16 protein-coding genes are annotated in these 22220 nt (G+C 49.7%); 13 read left to right on the top strand and 3 right to left on the bottom strand.

Going from position 1 to position 22220, the window contains the following annotated elements; translation table 11 throughout:
* Positions 1-5: 5 nt before the first annotated feature.
* On the top strand, positions 6-353 hold the full coding sequence (locus ABEW34_RS10525) for a hypothetical protein (RefSeq protein WP_430157961.1): 348 nt from the start codon (positions 6-8) through the stop codon (positions 351-353).
* A 177-nt stretch (positions 354-530) separates the two neighbouring features.
* Here ABEW34_RS10525 and yfbR read toward each other — a convergent pair whose 3' ends face one another.
* Positions 531-1130, bottom strand: a complete 600-nt coding sequence (yfbR, locus tag ABEW34_RS10520) for a 5'-deoxynucleotidase (protein ID WP_430157959.1) — start codon at positions 1128-1130, stop codon at positions 531-533.
* Positions 1131-1354: 224 nt separating this feature from the next.
* Between yfbR and ABEW34_RS10515 the strand changes: the two genes are divergently transcribed.
* The 9 genes from ABEW34_RS10515 (at position 1355) to ABEW34_RS10475 (ending at position 16981) form a co-directional block, all read left to right on the top strand.
* Positions 1355-2296 (top strand): bile acid:sodium symporter family protein, encoded by a 942-nt coding sequence (locus ABEW34_RS10515; RefSeq protein WP_430157956.1) that lies wholly within the window; start codon positions 1355-1357, stop codon positions 2294-2296.
* Between the two features lie 282 nt (positions 2297-2578).
* Positions 2579-3616 (top strand): LacI family DNA-binding transcriptional regulator, encoded by a 1038-nt coding sequence (locus ABEW34_RS10510; protein WP_430157954.1) that lies wholly within the window; start codon positions 2579-2581, stop codon positions 3614-3616.
* Between the two features lie 210 nt (positions 3617-3826).
* Positions 3827-5194 (top strand): ABC transporter substrate-binding protein, encoded by a 1368-nt coding sequence (locus ABEW34_RS10505; RefSeq protein WP_430157951.1) that lies wholly within the window; start codon positions 3827-3829, stop codon positions 5192-5194.
* 283 nt (positions 5195-5477) lie between these two features.
* On the top strand, positions 5478-6407 hold the full coding sequence (locus tag ABEW34_RS10500; RefSeq protein WP_430157948.1) for a carbohydrate ABC transporter permease: 930 nt from the start codon (positions 5478-5480) through the stop codon (positions 6405-6407).
* A 4-nt stretch (positions 6408-6411) separates the two neighbouring features.
* Entirely contained in the window at positions 6412-7263 is an 852-nt protein-coding gene (locus ABEW34_RS10495) for a carbohydrate ABC transporter permease (RefSeq protein ID WP_056030239.1), read from the top strand.
* Positions 7264-7290: 27 nt separating this feature from the next.
* A complete protein-coding gene (locus ABEW34_RS10490; RefSeq protein WP_430157945.1) occupies positions 7291-9294 on the top strand; it encodes a glycoside hydrolase family 127 protein in 2004 nt (667 codons plus the stop codon).
* Positions 9295-9790: 496 nt separating this feature from the next.
* Positions 9791-13948, top strand: a complete 4158-nt coding sequence (locus ABEW34_RS10485; RefSeq protein WP_430157942.1) for a DUF5695 domain-containing protein — start codon at positions 9791-9793, stop codon at positions 13946-13948.
* A gap of 440 nt (positions 13949-14388) precedes the next feature.
* Positions 14389-16164, top strand: a complete 1776-nt coding sequence (pnpS, locus tag ABEW34_RS10480) for a two-component system histidine kinase PnpS (RefSeq protein ID WP_430157939.1) — start codon at positions 14389-14391, stop codon at positions 16162-16164.
* A 91-nt stretch (positions 16165-16255) separates the two neighbouring features.
* Positions 16256-16981: a response regulator transcription factor gene (locus ABEW34_RS10475; RefSeq protein WP_056030237.1), complete on the top strand. Its 726-nt coding sequence runs from the start codon at positions 16256-16258 to the stop codon at positions 16979-16981.
* Between the two features lie 403 nt (positions 16982-17384).
* Here the strand turns inward: ABEW34_RS10475 and ABEW34_RS10470 are convergent, their stop codons facing one another.
* Positions 17385-18251 (bottom strand): AraC family transcriptional regulator, encoded by an 867-nt coding sequence (locus tag ABEW34_RS10470; RefSeq protein ID WP_430157936.1) that lies wholly within the window; start codon positions 18249-18251, stop codon positions 17385-17387.
* Positions 18252-18388: 137 nt separating this feature from the next.
* On the opposite strand from ABEW34_RS10470, the gene ABEW34_RS10465 reads away from it, so the two are divergent.
* The 3 genes from ABEW34_RS10465 to ABEW34_RS10455 all read left to right on the top strand — a co-directional run bounded on the left by ABEW34_RS10465 (position 18389) and on the right by ABEW34_RS10455 (position 20728).
* Positions 18389-19357, top strand: coding sequence for a 2-hydroxyacid dehydrogenase (locus ABEW34_RS10465; protein WP_430157934.1), 969 nt, complete (start codon positions 18389-18391; stop codon positions 19355-19357).
* A gap of 323 nt (positions 19358-19680) precedes the next feature.
* On the top strand, positions 19681-19953 hold the full coding sequence (locus ABEW34_RS10460; RefSeq protein ID WP_430157932.1) for a CD3324 family protein: 273 nt from the start codon (positions 19681-19683) through the stop codon (positions 19951-19953).
* 190 nt (positions 19954-20143) lie between these two features.
* A complete protein-coding gene (locus tag ABEW34_RS10455) occupies positions 20144-20728 on the top strand; it encodes a GNAT family N-acetyltransferase (RefSeq protein WP_430157929.1) in 585 nt (194 codons plus the stop codon).
* A gap of 149 nt (positions 20729-20877) precedes the next feature.
* Here ABEW34_RS10455 and ABEW34_RS10450 read toward each other — a convergent pair whose 3' ends face one another.
* Positions 20878-22053, bottom strand: a complete 1176-nt coding sequence (locus ABEW34_RS10450) for a M20 family metallopeptidase (protein ID WP_430157926.1) — start codon at positions 22051-22053, stop codon at positions 20878-20880.
* Between the last annotated feature and the right edge of the window lie 167 nt (positions 22054-22220).

Below are 22220 nucleotides of genomic sequence, written 5' to 3'. Positions count from 1 at the left end.
GCCAGATGGCGGAAGAGAAGCTGAGAGACCAGTTAACGAAAGTGATGTCCGAGCGTCGCAAGCGCAGCGGCGAAGGAACAGCCGAGGCCGAAGTAGGTCAGTTGCAGGCCCAAACGCTGGGAGCGGCTTCTAGCGAAGCATGGAGCACAGCTTCAAATGCAGCAGGAGATGTGCCTATCGATGCACGAAACGAAGCATCAAGGGCTGAGGAGCTTGGGGCGATTAACCCTGTACGGCCTTCCGATGATCAGCTGAAGGTGCTTCCTGAGACTAGTTCAGCTGAACAACCGAATGAAGAATGGAAGGCTTTCTATGAGGCGGTCAGCCATTATGTTGCGAAGATGCGCGACTGAGCTCAGGGCTGCTTAGCGAAAAAAATGGAAGAAAGGACGGGTTTATTCCGTCCTTTCTTCCATTTCGTGTATGGAGCAGCCTAGATGTTACGCTAGGGGCAGCAATATCCAGCTGCGGACACGACTTGGCTTGGGTTAGTTTAGTATCGCTAAGCTTAGATTGGAGTTAGATTAGCTTCAGTCAGAAAGCTCATCAAGCGTCATGCCTAGGCTTGGCGCCATATGGGCGAGAAACCATTCGACCTCTGGCATGCTTAGCGCAGCCAGCGCTTGTTCGGTTTGTCCCCGCGCCACAAGAAATTCGCGATTGCCTGCTGATAATTCATAGAGGCATTTCAAGTAGGCATCGAGCAAATCAGCGGCTTTCACCATCGCTTGAAGTGTTTGCTCCTCAGGAGAAAGGCTGCCGTGATGCTTGCCGAGCAGCGGAGCATAAGTTTTCTTCATAGGTTCAGGAACCATCGCGAGCAGCCGCTCAGCGGCGAGCGCTTCAAGCTCGCGAAAGCTGGCGAGCATTTTAGGATTATGATGCTTGACCGGCGTAGGGATGTCGCCAGTGAATACCTCCGTTGCATCGTGAAACAAAGCGAGAGTCACCGCGCGATCGGCATTAAATTGCTTTGCAAAAAGCGAATTGCCGATTTCGCAAAGCATATGCACGAGCAGGGCAACGCGGAAGGAGTGCTCGGCGACGTTTTCCTTTGTCGTATTGCGCATGAGGCTCCAGCGCTCAATATAGTTCAGGCGGTACATATAAGCAAAAAAATGACTGTCCATGAGATGCAGACTCCTTTGTGCGATAAAATAGAAATGATAGCAAGAGACGATTGCTGTTCTATGCTATTATAAAGGCTGAACGCAAGGGCAGCTAGGCTGCACGCCTGTATCTTGATTTTATTTTTATTGAAAATACGGCTTATATAGACTTCTAGAACCTAGCAAAAGAGGGATGGCTTACGAAAGCATTTGGACTAGCTTTTAACCGTTATTTTGAGCAATGGATGTTTGTTATTATTCCCTTATCGTTAATTGCTGGCTTTATATTCGCAGGTACGCTCAGCAGTATGGTGGCGGCCGTGCCTTATTTGTTCGCTTATGTGACGCTGACGATGGCGCTTGGCTGCGGGGTGAAGGAGCTTGGAGCGGTTATGAAGAGGCCGGGCGTGCTTGCCTGGACGTTTCTGCTCGCGCATGTGCTCTGTCCGATTATCGCTTATGGCCTTGGGACGCTGCTGTTCGGCGCATCTTCGCCCTATGTAGTGGGGCTTGTGCTGTTTACCATTATTCCGCTGGGTGTGTCTACGGTTCTATGGGTTGGCATGTCAGGCGGCAGCGTGCCGCTCATGCTTGCGATGGTCGTTATTGATTCGGCATTATGCCCGTTCGTCGTGCCTGCGGGGCTTCATTTATTTTTCCAAACGGCAGTAGAGATCAAGAGCGCGCCGCTCATGCTGGATTTGCTGCTCATCATTGTGCTGCCAACGCTGCTCGGCGTGCTGCTCCATCAACTGAGCCGCGGGCGGTTGCAGGAGCAGGTTAAGCCTGTCGCAGCGCCGCTTTCAAAGCTGTGCTTTGTGGCGGTAGTTGCACTGAATGCAGCGGCAATTGCTCCCTATACCGAGCAGCTTAAGGGCGATCTGTTCAAGCTGCTGCCGCTCGTTGTACTGCTCGTCTCGCTTTGCTACGCAGTCGGCTTTATCGGAACGATGCGTGCAGCAAGCAAGGAGGTGCAAATTACGGTATCGTTTGCTACCGGTATGCGCAACATCTCCTTAGGCATGGTGCTGGCGCTCGGCTATTTCAGCCCACTGGCCGCTGTACCAGTTGTTCTGTCAATTATGGTGCAGCAGCCGCTGGCGACGCTCCATCATTTTATTTTGCAAAAGATCAAGCGTAAACGGCTGAATTCGTCCTTTGAGGGCAAAGCTACCGTTTCGCGATGAAATATAAGCCTATTATAAGTGTGAAACTTATAAATTCTTATATTTGAACAAAAGCAAGCAGATCGACCTGACGCCGACGCCAGTTCGCTAGGGGGAAACGCCCTTCACGATCAGTATCGCACAATGGAAAATAAGCGAATGGAGCCTACACCCACGCCCTCTATTCCAACGAATGGGGGGATTAGGCATGGCCTAACAAAAAAGCGCTTGCATAAAAAGGATTTCATGTGTTATAACCAATTTAGAACAAAATCTAATCGTTTAACATAAAGGAGTGACGGTTTGTCGACTATTAGCATTAAAGACATCGCTGCCAAAGCCCAGGTTTCAACCGCCACAGTCTCTTATGTCATAAATGGCACGCGAAATGTCAGCCGAAAGACGCGCGAAAGGGTCGAGCAGGTCATTGAGGAGATGAACTACAAGCCTAACAATGCGGCTCAGAGCTTGAAGCGCAAGCGGACGAATACGATTGGAGTCATTGCAGAGGATGTGACGGTGTTTAATGTGCCGGAGATTATCGACGGCATCAACGACTGCGCAGACCGCCTCGACATGCATATCTTGCTGACCAACCTGCGGCTGGATAAGCGGATTGGCCGCCAGTTCGACCAGGTGGACGCTTACCGCAAATATGCGGAAGATGCCGTGTCTGAGCTGCTTGGCAAGCAAGTGGACGGCATGATTTACATCGGCGCGCATCCCCGTGATTTGACGGGACTGTTCGATACGGAAGGCAAGCCCATCGTCTATACGTATTGCTATACGCAAAACGATGTGTCCATTCAGTACGACGACGAGCAAGCATCTTTTGAAGCTATCAGCTATTTGACCAGCAAGGGCCACTCCCGCATTGCAATTATCAGCGGGGCGGTGGATTCCATGCCCTCGCGGCTGCGATTGGGAGGTTTCTATAAAGCGATTACGGCATTCGAGCTGCCCTACAATCCACAGTGGATTAAAATGGGCGACTGGGAGGCGGAATCCGGCTACCGGCTGGCGAAAGAGCTGCTGGAGACACCCGAGCCGCCAACAGCCATTGTAGCGATGAATGATGTCATGGCTGTCGGCGTCATGCGGGCCGCAAAGGAGCTGGGTATCCAAATTCCTGAGCAGCTGTCGATTATCGGCTTCGACAACCGCGAATTTAGCGAATATGTAAGTCCAAGTATTACAACGATGGATCTTCCGCTTCATGAAATGGGATATAAGGCCATGGAGGCGCTGTCGCATATCCTGCAAGGAGAGAAAGTCGAAACAGGTGAGAAGCCTGTCTGCAAGCTGATTGAACGGGATTCAGTAGCCGAGCTTGCCACATGAATAGGTACCCTGATTTTTAAAAATGAGTATGACATTAACGGATGGATGCCCACTACCTGCTGTAATACGGAAGTATATGGTGAAAAACGGTACCATCCGTTACTTTTCAATATAAATCTAAACGTTTAACTTTTGACTGTAAGCGCTTACCAATGTACAGCTATAATCCGCAAGGATTGAGCATAAAAAACGTTCACGGGGGATGATGGAATGCAAAAAGGGAGATTGGGTATAACCGCAAGCATTTTAGCAGTCACAATGCTGATGGCGGCTTGCAGCAGCGGAAATGGGAATGGAGGGGCTGCACCAGCGAACAGCGGAACGACTGAGCCGACAGCAGCAGCTTCCGCAGAGACGGTGGCGCCTGCAGCGGACCCGGTCAAGCTGACGCTGTGGACGTTCGTCCAGCAGCATGCAGACTTCTACACGTTTATGGCGGATGAGTGGAACAAAAACAATCCTGAACAGCAAATCGCGCTGGACGCTCAAACGATCCCTTATGATGACATGCATACACGTCTGCTGCTTGCTCTGCAATCGAATGAAGGGGCACCGGATTTGGTCGATATTGAGCAAAGCAAATTCCCGAATTTTATGAAGGGAGAGGTTCAGCTTGCGGAGCTCAATGATATCGTTGATCCGGAAATTCCGAATATCGTTAAATCCCGTGTCGATATTTACAGCAAAGACGGCAAGTATTATGGCGTAGATATGCACGTTGGCGCAACGGTCATGTATTACAACAAGGAGCTGATGGATAAGGCAGGCGTTAACCCGGATGATATTAAGCTGTGGTCCGATGTTGAGAAATACGGGAAAACGGTAGTGGAAAAAACAGGCGTGCCGTTTATCACGTTTGAAGGCGCGGGCAACTGGTCATGGTGGCCGGCCATCAATCAGCTGAAATCCGATCAGGTTGGCCCGAACGGTGAAATTACCGTCGATGATCCGCGCAATATCGAAGCGATGACTTTCTTTAAAAAGCTGGTAGATGAAAAAATCGCAGCGGTCTCACCAGGTGTTGGTCATGATACGCCAGAGTACAAAGCCTTTATGAATGGCGGCGGAGCAGCATCGGTATTTATGCCATTTTGGTTTATGAACCGTTTCACGGATGAAATGCCTGATTTGAAAGGCAAAATGATCATTCGTCCAATGCCGGCATGGGAAGAAGGCGGCAACCGTTCAGCAGGTATGGGTGGAACCGGCTTGTCGATTACTGTTCAGACGAAGAATTTGGAGCTGTCCAAAAAATTCCTTGCTTATGCGAAGCTGTCCAAAGATGGAAACATTCAAGTTTGGAAGCAGCTTGGCATGGACCCAATCCGTACCGAAGTATGGAGCGATCCAGCGATGGCGGAGCCGAATAAATTTACCGACTACTTCGGCACAGATATTTTCAAAACTTTGACTGAAATCAAGGATGAAATTTATCCGGTTAACATTCGTGAGACGTCACCTGTTGTGTTCGATGCTGTCCGTAATGAAATCGTTCCTAAAATCTTTCAATTCAATGAAGATCCAGCAACCGTTATTAATGAAGTCGCAGCCAAGCTTCGCAAGGATACAGGAAAATAACCAAATGCCAAAATATCAAAATATTCAAAAGATCAAAAGAATTAATCAACCAAAAAGCTAAAGAAGCAGTAGAGAGGGACACAGGTTTAAGCAAGAAGCCTGCGCTCGCATGGCTGCCAGTGCTCTAGCCGAAAGGGTCAACTCGGCCTGGTTGGCATAGGCAGCCTGTGCAAGCGCTGCTTCTATACAGAAAATGTTAACTATTAGAGTGACTGCGACGAAATAAAGCACGGCTAATTTCCTCGCAGCTCCTAAGTATGCGTAAGTCGGAGGTGAAATCAGCATGAATGCCAACACGGGCAGGCTCGCCCTTAAGAAGCAAAAAACAGCGCCCAGGCGCATGAATTCACAGAAGCTCGCTCCCTATTTGTTTATAATGCCGTTTATCGTCTCATTTCTGCTGTTTTTCTCCTATCCGCTCATTCATGCGGTCATTATGAGCTTTCAGCAGGTGCTGCCAGGCGATGTGAAATTTATTGGCTTAGCCAACTACCGCAAATTGTGGAACAGCGACTTTTATCAGGCATTATGGAACAATTCGCGCTATGTGTTTTGGACGGTGCTTGTGCTCATTCCGCTGCCGCTCACGCTTGCGGCACTGCTGAACTCCAGCATGATGCGGGCGAAAAACTTTTTCAGAGCCAGCTTGTTTATACCGGCTTTGACCTCCATCGTGGTCGCGGGCATTATTTTTCGGCTTATTTTTAGCGAGCTGGATGGGGCCATTATGAATTCCTTCATTTCGCTGTTTGGCTTATCCAGTCAAAAATGGCTGCTTAGCCCCTCGCTGAGCATGTTCGCGTTAGTCGTGCTCGCCACCTGGCGCTGGGCAGGCATTAATATGCTGTATTTTCTGTCGGCGCTGCAGGGCATTCCGCGTGAGCTGTATGAATCGGCGGACATGGACGGTGCGGGTACGCTGAGCAAATTTTTCAAAATTACGATTCCGCTCTTGAAGCCGATCACCATTTATGTGTTCACGATTACCATTTATGGCGGCTATGCGATGTTTACGGAAAGCTTTATGCTGTGGGGGAGCCGGGGGTCACCGCAAAATATTGGCCTGACGATGGTCGGCTACATTTATCAGCAAGGCTTTCAGTATTTTGATCTGGGATTTGGTTCAACGATTGGGATTACGCTGCTGGGCATCACCTTGGTCGTTAGCGTCATCCAGCTGAATTTGCTCGGATTTTTCAAAAAGGAGGATTAGGGAGATGGCTGAAAAAACGGGGAATAAAGGGTTCTCCCTCCTGCTGGTGCTGCTCTTTGGGGCGTTTGCAGTGCTCGCGCTGTTTCCGCTGTTTGCACTGCTGCTTGCTTCGTTTAAACCGGCGTCAGAGCTGTTTCGATACGGACTGAATGTGAGGCTGGACTTTGATGTGATGACGCTGGCCAACTACAAAATGATTTTTTCGGGAAAAGGGGGCTCGCAAAATTATTTCGACTGGTATCGCAACAGTCTTGTCATTACGCTCTTGTTTACATTCCTGTGCCTGCTGCTCTCCTCGATGGTTGGTTATGGACTAGCGATGTACCGCTTCAAGGGAAGGGCGCTCGTATTTACACTCGTGCTTGCCGTCATGATGATTCCGGTGGAAATTATTATTCTTCCGCTGTATAAGCTGTCGATTGATCTGCTGATCATCAACTCGATTTGGGGCGTTATATTGCCATTTGTCGTAGCGCCGCTGCCGATTTTCTTTTTTCGCCAATTTGCGATTGGGCTGCCGAAGGACTTTATGGATGCGGGCCGCATAGATGGCTGTACGGAATTCGGCATTTTCTTTCGGATTATGGTTCCGCTGATGCTGCCTGCTTTTGGCGCGATGACGATTTTGCAAGCCTTGTTCAGCTGGAACAACTTTTTGTGGCCGGTCATCGTACTGCGCTCAACCGAGAAATTCACCTTGCCGATTGGCTTGTCCGGCTTGCTGTCGCCTACGAGCAACAATTATGAGGTGCTGCTTGCAGGCTCGATAATGACGATTATTCCGATTTTGGTGCTGTTCCTGTTTTTTCAACGCTTTTTCATAGCAGGACTTACAGTAGGCGGCGTTAAAGGCTGACCATAGATAGAAGAGGAGAGGAAGAGAATGAATAACCAAATGAATGAGCAGCTGCAGGAAGGAAGCAAGCTAGCGGATCGCTCAAAACCGCTAACCCTGGATAAGGTGAGAATTAGCGACCCGTTCTGGTCGGACTATATTCGGCTTGTGCGCGAGGTGGTTGTGCCTTATCAATGGGAGGCGCTGAACGACCGGGTGCCGGAAGCTGAGCCAAGCCATGCGATTCAAAATTTCAAAATCGCCGCTGGCGAAGCGGAAGGCGCTTTCCACGGCATGGTATTTCAAGACAGCGATGTGGCGAAATGGCTGGAAGCCGTCAGCTATTTGCTGGAAACGGAGCCCGATCCGGCGCTGCAGCAGGTAGCAGACAGCGTTGTGGAGCTGATTGCGAAAGCCCAGCAGCCCGATGGCTATGTAAATACGTATTTTACGGTGAAGGAGCCTGAAAACCGGTGGACGAATTTGGCGGAATGCCATGAGCTTTATTGCGCGGGCCACTTAATAGAAGCGGCAGTCGCCTATAACAAGGCAACGGGCAATGAGACGATTTTGCAGGTAGCCTGCCGTTTCGCAGATTATATTGATCGTGTATTTGGACGGGAACCCGGCAAGCTGAACGGCTATGACGGTCATCAGGAAATTGAACTGGCACTTGTGAAGCTTTACCATGCGACGGGAAAAGACCATTATTTGGCGCTAAGCCGTTATTTTATAGAGCAAAGGGGCGCTAAGCCGTCCTTCTATGAGCAAGAGTGGGAGAAGCGCGGGCGGAAGGTTCATTTTCCACAGCTGGACATCGCCCATGATTTGCCCTACAGCCAGGCACATCTTCCGGTTCAGGAGCAGGAGCAAGCGGTTGGCCATGCGGTACGTGTCGTCTATATGTGCACAGCGATGGCCGATTTGGCCGCAGAAACAGGAGATGAAGCCCTGCTGCAAGCGTGCAAAAAGCTATGGGACAACATAGTAGCCAAGCGCATGTACATTACAGGCGGCATTGGCTCGATGGCGGAGGGAGAAGCTTTTACTTCCGATTATGATCTGCCGAACGATACGGCTTATGCCGAAACATGTGCCTCGATCGGCCTGATTTTTTTCGCCCATCGCATGCTGCAAATCGAGCCGGACAGCCGCTACGCGGATGTGATGGAGCGGGCGCTTTACAATACGGTTGTCAGCGGGATGGCGCGGGATGGCAAAACCTTTTTCTACGTCAATCCGCTGGAGGTGAATCCTTCACAGCTGGCCGGGAATAAAAATACGCATCATGTATGCGGGCAAAGGCAGGGCTGGTTCGGCTGCGCCTGCTGTCCGCCGAATATCGCGCGATTGCTGGCTTCGCTTGGGCAATATGTGTACACCGTGCAGAAATCAGCCATTTATGTGCACTTGTATGTAGGGGGAGCGGCAACGCTTGAAGTAGCGGATACCGAAGTGCAGCTTGAACAAAATTCGGCCTATACTTGGGACGGTGAAGTCAGCTTTACGATCAGCACGGCGCGTCCGATTGCGTTTGCGCTCAAGCTGCGTGTTCCGGATTGGTGCGGTGCAGCATCGTGGGTCGTTAATGGTGGCGAGCCACAGCAAATTAAAGGCAGTGACATCGATAATGGCTATGCGCAAATCGACCGTGTATGGCAGAGCGGCGATACGGTGGAGCTTGTATTTACGATGCCGATTCACCGGATGAAAAGCCATCCGCTAGTGCGCGAGAATGCCGGCAAAGTGGCCTTGCAGCGCGGTCCCTTCGTTTATTGCTTGGAGGAAACGGACAATGGCCAGCAGCTTTACCAATTGGCGCTGCCTGCGGGAAGCGGGCTTAGTACCGTTTTTGAGCCTGCTTTGCTAGGAGGCATGCAGACGATTTCGGCACTTGGACAGCGGCAGGTTTCGGACGGCTGGCAAGGACAGCTGTACCGTCATAATGCTGATTGGGAGCAGGAAGCTGCCGAGCTGAAGTTTATTCCGTATTTTGCTTGGGCAAATCGCGGTGCAGGGGAAATGGCCGTTTGGGTGAGAGAAACGACATAGAAGTAAATGGAAGCATAGTATCAAATGGTTTGCCTGATGAGGGAGTGAGGCTTACTCCCTCATCTACCCTATTGCCAGCAGCAGGCTAACGGAGTCGCAGCTCTGAGTGATAGGGTCTTTTTTGATGGAAATATAGGAAAGTATGTGAGGTTCTCATCCTTTCTCTATATTTCAACGCGAAACGGTAGCTTTGCCGCCAGAGTATGGCGACAGCCGTTTACGCTAGAAAGAAAGCGCTGAGAGGAGGTGGTGTGGGGATTACAAAGCGGCAAGGCGGCACAGCGGCATACCGGCGTACGATACCGGTAGTGCAAGACGCTGCCCCAAGGTGAAATGCCGAAAGCCGTCCTTTGGCGGCGCGGCGCGTTTTAGTCCGAGAAATATAGGGAAAGGATGGCGAAATCTTATACTTTCCTATATTTCAAGAAAAAGATGGCTTTTACATCCTGGGGAGGACAGATGCATTATAAAAATAGGTTCAGGGAGGCTAAACCGCATGACCATGCAATGGCTACCTCGTTCAAGGCAAATGCTTAAGCTGGCAACATCTGTTTTTGTAACCGCTTTAATGGTGATTTTGATTCCTCACATCGCTTCCGCTTACACGCTTTCCGACAGCAATTTCAACATTTCCACCGGTACAAACGGAGAAATTAACTCACTGCGCCTGACGGGAGACACCTTCAACACGCAATATGTGATGAACCCGACAGTGACGCCAAACCAGAACACCGCCGATCACCAGTGGCTGGGCGAGCTCATGTTCAAGTACCGCTTCGGTACAGGAGCTTGGCAGACGGCATTGACTCAAAGCTCCTCCGACGGCAGAACACAGAGCCAGACGGGCAACAACGTTACGATTACTTACCAGAACTCGACAAATGCAAATGGCGTCAAAAATTTCAAGCTGGTTAATACGTATTCGCTCGTAAACGATTATTTTTTATGGAAAATCGAGCTGACGAATACGAGTACGCAAACGATTGAATTTGGCGACGTTGGTTTGCCATTGCCGTTCAATGAATTTTGGACGGGGGGCAGCAACGAGCAAATTTATGAAACACGCGTGCTTACCCACTCCTTTGTCGGCAACAACAGCTCCTATATTACAGCAGCACGGCCAAGCGGCATCGGCCCTTATTTGCTGATGGTTCCTGATGCAAGCACAGGAGCAGGCTTTGAATACCAGGATCGCTGGAGAGTTGAGGAGCATCCGGGCAGCAAATGGGCGATGGATCAAGGCGGCTGGATTGAAGGCCTTAACGTTTTCTACATCCACTCCAATGTGATCAAAAGCACGAATCGCGGCTATTTGCCGAATACGAGCCTGACGCTCGCACCGGGCGCAAGCAAAACGTATGCGTTTAAATTTTTCAAAGTAGCGAACGAAAATGATGTGAAGGATCGTCTTTACAACGAGGGCCATATCGATGTAACGGTCGTTCCGGGCATGATCGTGCCAACGAACCAAACGGCTAAATTCGATCTGCATACGACGAAAACGATCAATTCGATTACAGCGCAATACCCATCCGACACGACGATTACGTCACTCGGTACAACGGGCACGAATCATAAGCTGTATTCGATTACGATGAACAAGCTGGGCCAGAATTTGATAACGGTCAACTATGGAAACGGGGAAAAGACGGTTCTGCAGTTTTATGCGATTGAACCCGTTGATGCAGCGCTCCAGCGGCATTCGACCTTCATGGTGAACAGCACGCAGTGGAACGTTCCGGGCGATATTCGCGACAAGGTGTTTGACGACTGGATGATGGATACCAACTCCAAACGCAATATATTCAACGGCTATTGGGGCTGGGGCGATGATTGGGGTTACACGCATGCACAGTTTCTAGCGGAGAAAAATGTTCAAACCCCCGTTGCCTCTGAGGTTACGGCACTTGACGATTATTTGACGGTCGCTATTTGGGGCAGGCTGATGGCGCAGCATCAGACGGATTATTTAATCCACGACTTCCTGATGCCAGAGCCAAATGACACGCCAACCTACCGCGGCTACGCATATCCGCACATTTACAACACGTATTTCAGCATGTACAAAATCGCTAAGCTGTATCCGAATTTGATTACGTATGACAACCCGAAGAACACCTATTTGCTGCGGGCGTATAACATTTTCAACGCCCTGTACGGATCAGGTGTCGCTTACAACTGGAACACAGGCTTGATGGGCGAAATGACGACGCCGGACATTATTAAGGCGCTTCAGGACGAGGGCTACACGGCGGAAGCGAACAATTTGATCGCCAAAATGGCGACCAAATACAATAATTTCGCAAACACGACGTACCCTTACGGCTCGGAGTACAACTACGACAATACGGGCGAAGAAGCGGTTTACACGCTTGCCAAGATGAACAACAACAATACGATGAAAAGCAAAATCAATTTGAAAACGCGGGCAGCACGCGGTCATATGCCGGTCTGGTATTATTATGCCGATCCGGTCACGATTACCGGAGAGAACTGGTGGAACTTCCAGTATACGGTGTCGCTGGCGGGCTATGCGATGGACGATTGGGTTCGCAACAACTCGACCAATGCGGAAGTGGAGCAGCGCTTGTCCTATGCAGCTAAAATCGCCAACGTCGGCGCGATCAATTCCGGTCAGATCAGCGCAGATGCAGCAGATCTTGGTGCTGTAGCCTGGACGTATCAGGCGGAAAAAGGCAACTATGCAGCACTAGGAGTAGGCGGCGGCGCCTTGCAAAACGGCTGGCGCGGCATGGCGGGAGAAGCAGATCTGGGCTTGTTCGGCGCCATTAAAATTTTGAGCTCCGACGTAGCCGTTGATCCTATTTTCGGCGTCTACTGTTATGGCTGCGATGCAACCGACAATAGCACCAGCTATACGGTTGTGCCGAAGGATGGCGTATTCCAGCGTCTTAACCTCATTACCGAGAAATTCGGCATGGAGCTGGAGCGTGACAAAATTGCAACAGCAACGATTACGAAGGCCAAAAACAATGTGAAATTCAATTTGAAAAACTCGACGTCGGGAACGGCGCACACCACGAAAGTAACCTTCAAAGGCTTGGCAGCTGGTTATTATAATATTTTGGTTAACAACGCTGTAGCTGGCGGAATCAATGTTTCAAGCAGTGGGGCAGCTGTGGTTACCTTAAACATTGGTACGGCTGCAACGTATGACATTGAGCTTTCGCAAGGAACAGCGCCAACGAATACAGCACCCGTTGTAAGTGCGGGTACAGCAGGCACGTTCACGCTGCCATCGCCAGTTGCTCTGGCTGGGACAGCAACGGATGATGGTTTGCCTTCTGGCACTCTTACGAGCGTCTGGACGCTTGTTAGCGGTCCTGGAACGGCAGTATTCGCAAACGCAGCAGCTGTAAATACGACGGCGACGGTATCGGCGGCGGGAACCTATGTATTCAGGCTTACGGCAAGTGATGGCAGCCTGACTGCGAATGCAACGGTTACGCATACGGTTAACCCGGCGGCTCCTTTGCCAGAGGTCATTGTGAATTACTTGTTTAATCAGACAAGCGGAACGACAGCGACAGATTCCTCAGGCAATGGGAAAAATGCAACGTTATCCGGCACGACGGCATGGGTAGCGGGGCATTCCGGCAATGCGCTCGACCTTAACGGCACGAGCGGTTATGCGTCCTTGCCGACGGGCATCGTCAGCGCTGTAAATGATTTTACGATTTCGACATGGGTCAAATTAGATACCATTAGCGACTGGTCGCGCATTTTCGATTTTGGCACAGGAACGAATGCCAATATGTTCCTGACGCCGCGTGCAGGCGGCAGCGGGCTGCGCTTTGCCATTACGACTAGCGGCAATGGCGCAGAGCAGCAGCTTAATGCACCAGTATTGCCAACTGGCGTCTGGAAGCATGTCGCAGTGACGCTTTCGGGCACGACGGGCAGAATGTACGTCGATGGGGTGCAGGTTGCGACTAATACGTCGATGACCTTAAAGCCTTCAAGCCTTGGCAATACGAATTTGAATTACCTCGGCAAATCCCAATATGGCGATCCGTATTTGGATGGAGCTTTGGATGATTTCAAAATTTACAGCCGTGCGTTAAGCGCTACGGAAATCGGTTCCATATTCAGCGGTTCCTCGCTGGCTGCGGATATTTCAGAGCAAGGCACACTGACGACTTCGCAGGATGAAGCGCAAGGCGTGGACGCAGGAACGCAGTCCAGCGGTGAACAGGCAGAGGGCCAGCCTGGTACTGGTGCGGTGACACCAGCAGCGGCAGTTGGGCTGCATCTGCTGCAGCTTGTCGCACTAAGTGCGGAAGCTCCTTCAGCAACCGAGGCACCGAGTGTTCCTGCTCCTGCTTCAGAGGCTGTTGAAGCGCCTGTTCAATGGGCGCAATACGAGTTTGCCCAAGACTATACGATTAGCAGCATTCGTGTTCATTGGAACGATGGGGAAGGTACGATTAAGCTGCCGGAGCAATATTCCGTTCAATATTGGGACGGCGAGCAATGGCTTGACGTAGCGGAAGCATCGGGTCTTGGCTTGAAGGCGAATGAAGACAATGAAACGAGCTTTACGCCGGTGAAGACGAATAAAATTCGCGTGCTTATTCCTGGCGATGAGTCGGTGCTAACTGGACTCAAATCTTTGAAGGTATTTGGATATTAAAGGTATGAAAAGGCTTTGTTAATGGAATTTACAAAAACAAAATATTTTCGTTAAACGGCCTTAGCTTGAGTTGAAAAGCGAGGCATAATCCCTATAGGGCTTGCAGTGGGCAAGTTTATCTGTAAAGATAAGCTCCTCACCGCAGCCCTACAGGGATTTTTTTGTGAAAAATGCGGGTGCCATTTTTCTATATCTGTATGATAAGATGTTCAGGATGGATAAGATTTTTTAGAAATCTGGTGGACAAGGCAAGTGGAATGAAAGGTATGTCTGGAGAAACGAAGTGCTCGCCTTTGGATTTGGTTTTCTACTGATAAAGACTTTATTATTCAGGAAAATCAAATCCAACAGCGATCGGAAGATATACCTTTCATGCAGCGAAGTTCCTAGTCCCCCAGATTTATAATAAACGAGTGCAAAGAACACGAGGAGTGGTTGGCGTGAACAGCTTTCGAAATCGGCTGACGATTATTATGATTTTAATGATTGCATTATCCGTTACGGCGGCCGGACTTATTATGGCAAATACGTTTAAGCAAAATCATATTAGTGCGTTGGAAGATAATATGGTACGGGAAATGCACATCATTTTGGCGAAAATGCAGTGGAAGCAGGGCACGCTGAGCGAGGTGGAGCCTTATTTTACCGAGGAAGCAAAAAGTCTCAAAGGCTTCACCGGCGCCCGAGTTACGTTTATTTCCGGTGATGGCGTCGTAGTAGGCGACTCGGATCATGAAGTGTCCACGATGGACAATCACAACAGCCGCTCGGAGATAGTCGAAGCGCGCGAGGACGGCGTTGGACGAACGATCAGGGAAAGCGATACGCTGCATCAGAATCTGCTGTATGTGGCGATATTGACCGATAGCAGCAATCCGAACTCCAATGTGATCCGATTGGCCATGAGTCTAAGTGAAGTCGAGCAAAGCATCCGCAACGTATGGACGGTTATTGGCGGCGGGCTGCTGCTGCTGTTTTTGGCTGCTGCCTTTGTCAGCTACCGCATTGCGCTCAGCCTGACGCGGCCGCTTGAGCAAATTACAAGCGTCGCGAAGCGGATTAAAAATATGGATTATCAGGCGCGCGTGGTAGTAGCCAAGCAGGATGAGATTGGCGAGCTTGGCAATGCGATTAACGCCATGGCGGACAGCCTGCAGGTGCAAATGACGCAAATCCGCCAAAATGAAAGTCAACTGGAAAGCGTGCTGGACAACATGATCAACGGCGTCGTCATGATCGACCGTACCGGACGTTTCGTCCTGATGAACAGGCATGCAGAGGAATTGCTCGGCTTCTCGGCACGCGAGCTCGTAGGGCGCCATTACGCCGAAGGCAAGCAGCAATTTGAGCTGGCTCAAATGATTCAAGAGGGGCTGGAAACTCGCGAGCATATCCGCGAGGAGGTTACGTTCTATTTTCCCGAGGAGCGGCTGCTGGAGCTGAATCTGGTGCCGATTGAGCAAGAGGGAGAGGAATATGAGGGCATGCTGCTCGTGCTGCAGGATGTGACAGCTATTCGCCGCCTGGAGCGGATGCGCAGTGAGTTCGTAGCGAATGTATCGCATGAGCTGAAAACGCCAATTACAGCGATTAAAGGCTTCGCAGAGACGCTGATCGCAGGAGCTGTCGATGATGCGGAAACGTCACGTTCGTTTCTGCAAATTATTTTTGACGAGAGCGATCGCTTGAACCGGTTGATCGGGGATATACTGGAGCTGTCAAAAATCGAGTCGCGGCGAGTTCCGCTTTATTTTTCACCGGTCAATATGGATATATTTATGGATAAAACGCTCAAGCTGCTGGAGGCGGAGGCATCGCGCAAGGTGATTGAGCTGAAAATGGACCTGGAAGCAGGCCTATATATGGAAGCGGATGAAGATCGGCTGCGGCAAATTGTAATGAATTTGCTTTCGAACGGCATCAACTATACGCCAGAGGGCGGGCGGGTGAACGTGAAAATGGAAGGCATAAACGAAGACCATATCCGCATACGTATCAGCGACACGGGAATCGGCATTCCGAAGAAGGATTTGCCGCGCATCTTTGAGCGCTTCTACCGGGTGGACAAGGCGCGTTCGCGCAGTTCAGGCGGCACGGGACTTGGCTTGTCGATCGTTAAGCATTTGATTGAGCTGCATAAAGGAACGATAACGGTTACGAGCGAAGTGGGCCGTGGAACGACATTTATTATTGAGCTTCCGGTGCTTCAACAGTAGCGGTTTCACGCTTAGCGCAAAAGGTTTACCACTTCTATATAATTTCATGTTAGAATAGGGTTGAATAAATGCAATAATGCTGGAGGTTACCATGTCGCATAAAGTGCTTGTCATTGAAGACGAACCGACACTCGCTAGGCTTCTGTCATACAATTTGACGCAGGAAGGCTACGAAATTACGGTCGCCGATCATGGTGGAGAAGGTTTGCAAACGGCGCTGCAGCGCAGCTTCGATCTTATTATTTTGGATATTATGCTGCCGGGAATGAACGGCTTCGACATTTTAAATCGCCTGCGTCAAAATGGCCTGCGGACGCCGGTCATTATTTTGACAGCCCGCAATGCCGAGGAAGAAGTCGTGCAAGGCTTGAAGCATGGTGCGGATGACTATATTACTAAGCCGTTCGGCGTTGCCGAGCTGCTGGCGCGCGTATCTGCGGTGCTGCGCCGGACTCAGCTTCAGGACGATAACATGATGCCTGAAACGACAGAAAAGATCATTACAGCGGGCGAGCTGTCGATCTATCCGGATAAGTATGAGGTCGTGCTGGATGGGGAATCGATTCCGCTGCGTCCGAAGGAATTTGAAGTGCTGCTGTATCTTGTCCAGCGGCCAGGCATGGTTATTACGCGCGACGATCTCATGAATGTTGTGTGGGGCTTTGACTACATTGGCGGTCAGCGCACCGTAGATGTGCATGTCAGCTCGCTTCGCAAAAAGCTGGAGCTTGGACAGCAGTCGGTGCAAATCGAATCGATTCGCGGCGTCGGCTATAAGCTCGTTATGCACAAAAAGCTTGTCACACCTAAAAGTTAAGGTGGACAAGCTTTTTTTATCGTTCGTTAGGGCGCGCGCGGCGGCTCGGTGAGGATAGGCTGTGCTGCGCTGCGTGAAAGGCTTGGCTTCCGATCGCCATTGCTGCCAGATTTCTCTTAACAATGCTCCGCATCGAAGAAATCTGGCAGCAAAAGCGAACGCTTCGCTTCTCCAGCTCAATCCTTTCACTCCTCTCCACATCAGCCCCTCCTCTCCTCGCTCCTCCTAAAAAACAATAAAAAATGCAAAGTCTGTAGAGCAGGAGGAGCAAAAACCGAAGAGAAAAAGACAAAGAGTAAAAGACAAGAGAAAAAGACAAAGAGTAAAAGACAAAGAGCAACAAAGTAAGTGCGTAGCAAACGAAGACGAAAATGGGAATCTAAAATCAGAGAAGCTACTAGCTTTAGCTGCGGTCCCATTCCAGCATTTTGCGCTGGAACTGCTTGGGGGAGCAGTCGTTGTATTTTTTGAAGGTTTTATAAAAATGGGCCATATTCGGCATGCCAATCCGCTCGCCTACGTCGGCAATGCTTAAATCCTTCGTGAGCAAAATACGCTCCGCCCACTTGATTTTGCGGTAATTGACGTATTCGGTGAAGGAAAGGCCAATCGTTTTTTTGAAAAACTTAACGAAATAATAATAGCTCATATTCACAATTCGGCACATGTCCTCCACCTGAATGCGCTCGCCCAAATTGTTTTCGACGTAGTCGAGGACAGGCTTGAGCCGGATATGGTCAAAATCATCCTGCCTGGCAAGGATGCGCTGGCTATCGCCGCGCAGCATCAGCAGCAGCAGCTGCTTGATCTGGATGCTGACGGCGATTTCATAGCCGGTTTCCTTATGGGTTGCTTCATGCAGCAGCTTAGTAATCGCTTCGCTTGCCTGCTGCCGGATGGCTTTATTTTCACGAAAAATATAATTGGCGCGGCTCAGTGGATTTTCCGTCTCGGAAAAATAGCGGATATAAGGAATGGTGCTGTTGTCGAAAAAATCCTCGAGATTAAATTGCAGCACAATATAGTCCAGCTTGCCAATATTACGGTCGCGATGCAGCTGGCTTGAGCCGAGCACGACAATGTCTCCGCTTTCAAGATCAAAGCTGTCGTCTTCTATATCGATTTTGAGACTGCCTTTTATAATATAGATGAGCTCCAGCTGTTTGTGATAATGCCATTTGATCAATTCGCTGGTCGAGCGCTGTGTTCGAAAAATTCGGATAGAAAGCAACGGGTTCTCGTAAGGAACCTGCTCGTTAAAAGCTTCCAAGGCTGCTCCTCCTTCAGGGAACGAAATCGATTGTTGGTACCGGGAGGCAATATGATTTATTGTAGAGGGGATAGAGCTGAAAGGCAAGAGCAGGAAAGCAGGAACATCATGAATTCTGGAAAATGGAGGATTATAACATGAAACCAAAAGTATTTATTTCGAGCAAAATACCCCCAGAGGTGAAAAAATACCTCGATGAGCATTGCGATACCCGGATGTGGGAGGGCGAGCAAGGGATTACCGGCGCGGAGCTGGCGCAAGAAATTAGCGAAGTGGAAGGGCTGCTTGCTGCGGGCAATGCGATCAGCGAGCGACTGCTGTCGGCTGCTCCGAAGCTGAAAGTAGTCAGCAACATTTCCGTTGGCTACAACCATAATGATCTGGATGCGATGAAGAAGCGCGGCATAATCGGTACACATACGCCCTACGTGCTAGACGATACGGTGGCAGATTTGACGATGGCGCTCATGCTCGCTGCTGCCCGCCGGGTAGCGGAGCTTGACAGGCTCGTCCGCGCAGGCCAGTGGAAGCGCGGCATCGGCACATCCACCTTTGGCATTGATGTTCATCACGCCAAGCTCGGCATCATTGGTATGGGGCGCATCGGTGAAACGATTGCTAAACGTGCAAAATACGGCTTTGATATGGACGTCAGCTATTACAATCGTTCCCGCAAGCCAGACGTTGAGCAGCAGCTTGGCGTTCAGTACAGCTCGCTTGATCAACTGCTTCAAGAGTCCGATTTCATCGTCCTGATGACGCCGCTAACGCTGGAGACCAAGCATATGATTGGCAAGGAGCAATTTGCAAGGATGAAGCGCAGTGCCATCTTTATTAACTGCTCGCGAGGGGAGACGGTTGATGAGGCGGCGCTCGTAGAGGCACTGCGAAGCGGCACGATACGGGGCGCAGGGCTGGATGTTTTTGAAAAAGAGCCGGTTACGCCGGATAATCCGCTGCTCCAGCTCGACAATGCGGTGCTGCTGCCGCATATTGGCTCGGCTACTCATCAGACGAGATTCAATATGGCGATGCTTGCCGCCCGCAATCTGGTAGACGGCCTATATGGACGCGAGCCGAAATATGTAATTCCGGAGCTGAAGTAGTCGTTCTAGTGAAGGATTTATATGCAGAAATGTAAAAGGAATTCATCCACATCATGAAGAAATAATTTTAACAAAGCATATTTTATTGGAAAAGAGGGATATCGTTATGAAGGATGTTAGTCAAACCATGCTTCGTGAAGGCTTGCCGATGCGAAGTTTCGAGGCTCGCTCCATGCAAAGTCTATATGACAGTGACGCGGTTGTTTGCATGGAGCCTATTATTACCGTATAACAAGACGTTAACGACAAAAGGCTGTTAAAACATCGTATGTCATGTAGGCTTTGCAACTTTCCATCGCTAATATGAGGAAGGGGCGAAGCCAATGAAAAACTATGTTTCAGCAAGTGACGTTTTACCAGAAAATTTACTTCGTGAAATTCAAAAATATATACAAGGCAAGACGCTGTACATCCCCGCACCCAAAGGAAGTAGAAAAAAGTGGGGACATGTTTCAGGACATCGTGAATTTCTTATGAACCGAAACGCAGAGATTCGGAAGCTTTTCCAGCAGCGCATAACGGTGGATGAGCTCGCGAGCTCCTTTTGTCTATCACATGAGAGCATTAAGAAGATTGTTTATAATACGAAAGCCTAACAAAAGGCTCGCGTTGGTTAAACCCAACACGAGCCTTTTGTTAGGTAAGAAATGATTGGACGAATTCTCTGCCTATAAAGGTTTCGATAGCCACTCTATAATGAGGCTAGGAAAGAATCATGGTATTAGTCATACCAGTGATTTCACTAATATCAAGCATTGAGAGTATCGAAACCGGAGGGGCTGCAAAGTGGATCGCATTAATAATGAAATCAATCAATTAAAGGTTACTGTTCGACTATGCGGTGTAGAGGAGAAGTTTATTATCAATAACATTTACCCTCTATATTTGCATGATTTATCCGAAGTGTGGAAACACAAAATTAATCGTTATGGAGTGTTTGAAAATGATGATACCCGTACCTTGACTGAACAAAATCGCGTGTTTGATATTTGGTGGGAGCACCCGAACGTATTATTCCCGTATCTTATCACAGTGGATCATCTACCTGCGGGTCTTGCTTTTGTTGCGACTCCGCCTTTCACACCATGTCCTCCCTCTATCCATTATTACATGAATGAGTTCTTCCTATTACGTAATTATCGAGGCAAGGGCATCGGAGAAGAAGCATTTCGGCAGATTATTAAAAAAATGCCAGGAAATTGGGAACTGCAAACGAATCCCACCGATCGAAACGAACGTGCCAAACATTTCTGGCGCAAGACTCTTAACACTTGTACCAATGGGAATTACTCCGAAGAGCTCGGACATCATCCTGAAGATGGTGATAAGCTAATCTTTCGCTTCAGTACGAGTTCTAACCAAGTTATATGATTATTCGAAGGTTCAACAGCATTTTGGTGGCAAACCTGTGTAGCCGATTTCGATCATTAAGCTATCGGAGAATGTAAATGAAATGACTGTAGCGGCAGTCTAAGACTTTACTTTTCAAGTCTTGCTCTGCCGCTGCTTATGTTACCAACTTAATTCAAATTTAACGATTGCTGCTCAAACTCTGCTCTAATCCGTGCCAGCAAAGCTGGATCACTATATACATCCGCAGCTGTGGCAGCGAGCATTTTCGCACCAAAGATCATACGCTCCAGCGCCCGTTCTGTAATAGCTGCGTCCCGGAATCCTTCCGTATGCAGCAGCAGGCGATCCTCGACGATTTTCACATAAGGATGAATGGCTGGGCAGTGCGTGGACACATTGCCGAGATCGACCGAGCCATGGTCTTTGCCAATTTGAATTTCGCTTGGCTGAATGCCTGCCGCAATCAGGTTGGCGGAAAATTGCTCTGACAGCGCCTCATTCGTGCGCAGCTCATCATAAGACAGCTCATAATTGTTCGTGCGCAGCTCGCAGCCGGTTTGCAGGGCGGCTCCTTCGGCGCAGCGAAGCACCTTTGCCGTCAACTCGTTCGTATACGTGCGCGAAGCCGAGCGAATATAAAATTTCGCCGAGGCATAGTCAGGGATAATGTTGGGCGCCTTGCCCCCATTGTCGATAATGCCGTGAATACGCGTATCGCTGCGGGTTTGCTGGCGCAAGGCATTGACGCTGTTGAACAGCTGGATAACTGCATCAAGTGCATTAATCCCCTCATAGGGGCTTGCAGCCGCATGTGCAGCCGCTCCCGTAAATTCGAACTGCACAGCGTCCATCGCCAGCGATTCGCCGGATTTTTCAAACGTATGATAAGGATGCGCCATCAGGGCGAAATCACAATCATCGAACAAGCCAGCTTCTGCCATCGGTACCTTGGCGCCCTTCGTTTCTTCCGCAGGCGTACCATAGACGCGAATGCTTCCCGCTTCTAAAACCGATTTCAAGCCGACCGCAGCTCCAATGCTCATCATGCAGATGAGGTGATGGCCGCAGGCATGGCCGATTTCCGGCAAAGCATCGTATTCGCAAAGAAAAGCGGAAACAGGGCCAGGCTTGCCTGTATCATAGGTAGCGATGAAAGCAGTAGCCAGTCCAAGCGTGCCCCGTTCAACGCTAAAGCCTTGACGCTCAAGCTCCGCACACAGCGCTGCTGAGGCTTTAAATTCCTCATGCCCAAGCTCCGGATTTGCAAAAATGGAACGGGAAATTGCCTTGAAGCCCTCGCTATGACGATCGATTTCCTCAAAAATCGCAGGTTTATTCAACATCCTCTTCATTCCTTTCTAAACAACCGCTTGTCACAACATATTAAATAAAGCAGATGCTGGCATTATAACATGCCGTGCAGTCTGCTAGATAGCCAGCCGCATAAGTGGAGATGCAAGGCGAACAAGCCAATCAGGCGCAGTACCAAGCCTTTACTAAGCCTCTGTTC

Source organism: Paenibacillus algorifonticola, from assembly GCF_050481745.1.
GTDB classification, from domain to species: Bacteria; Bacillota; Bacilli; order Paenibacillales; family Paenibacillaceae; genus Pristimantibacillus; species Pristimantibacillus algorifonticola_A.
The sequence above is the reverse complement of the archived record's forward strand: the minus strand, read 5'-3'. Positions and strand labels throughout refer to the sequence as shown.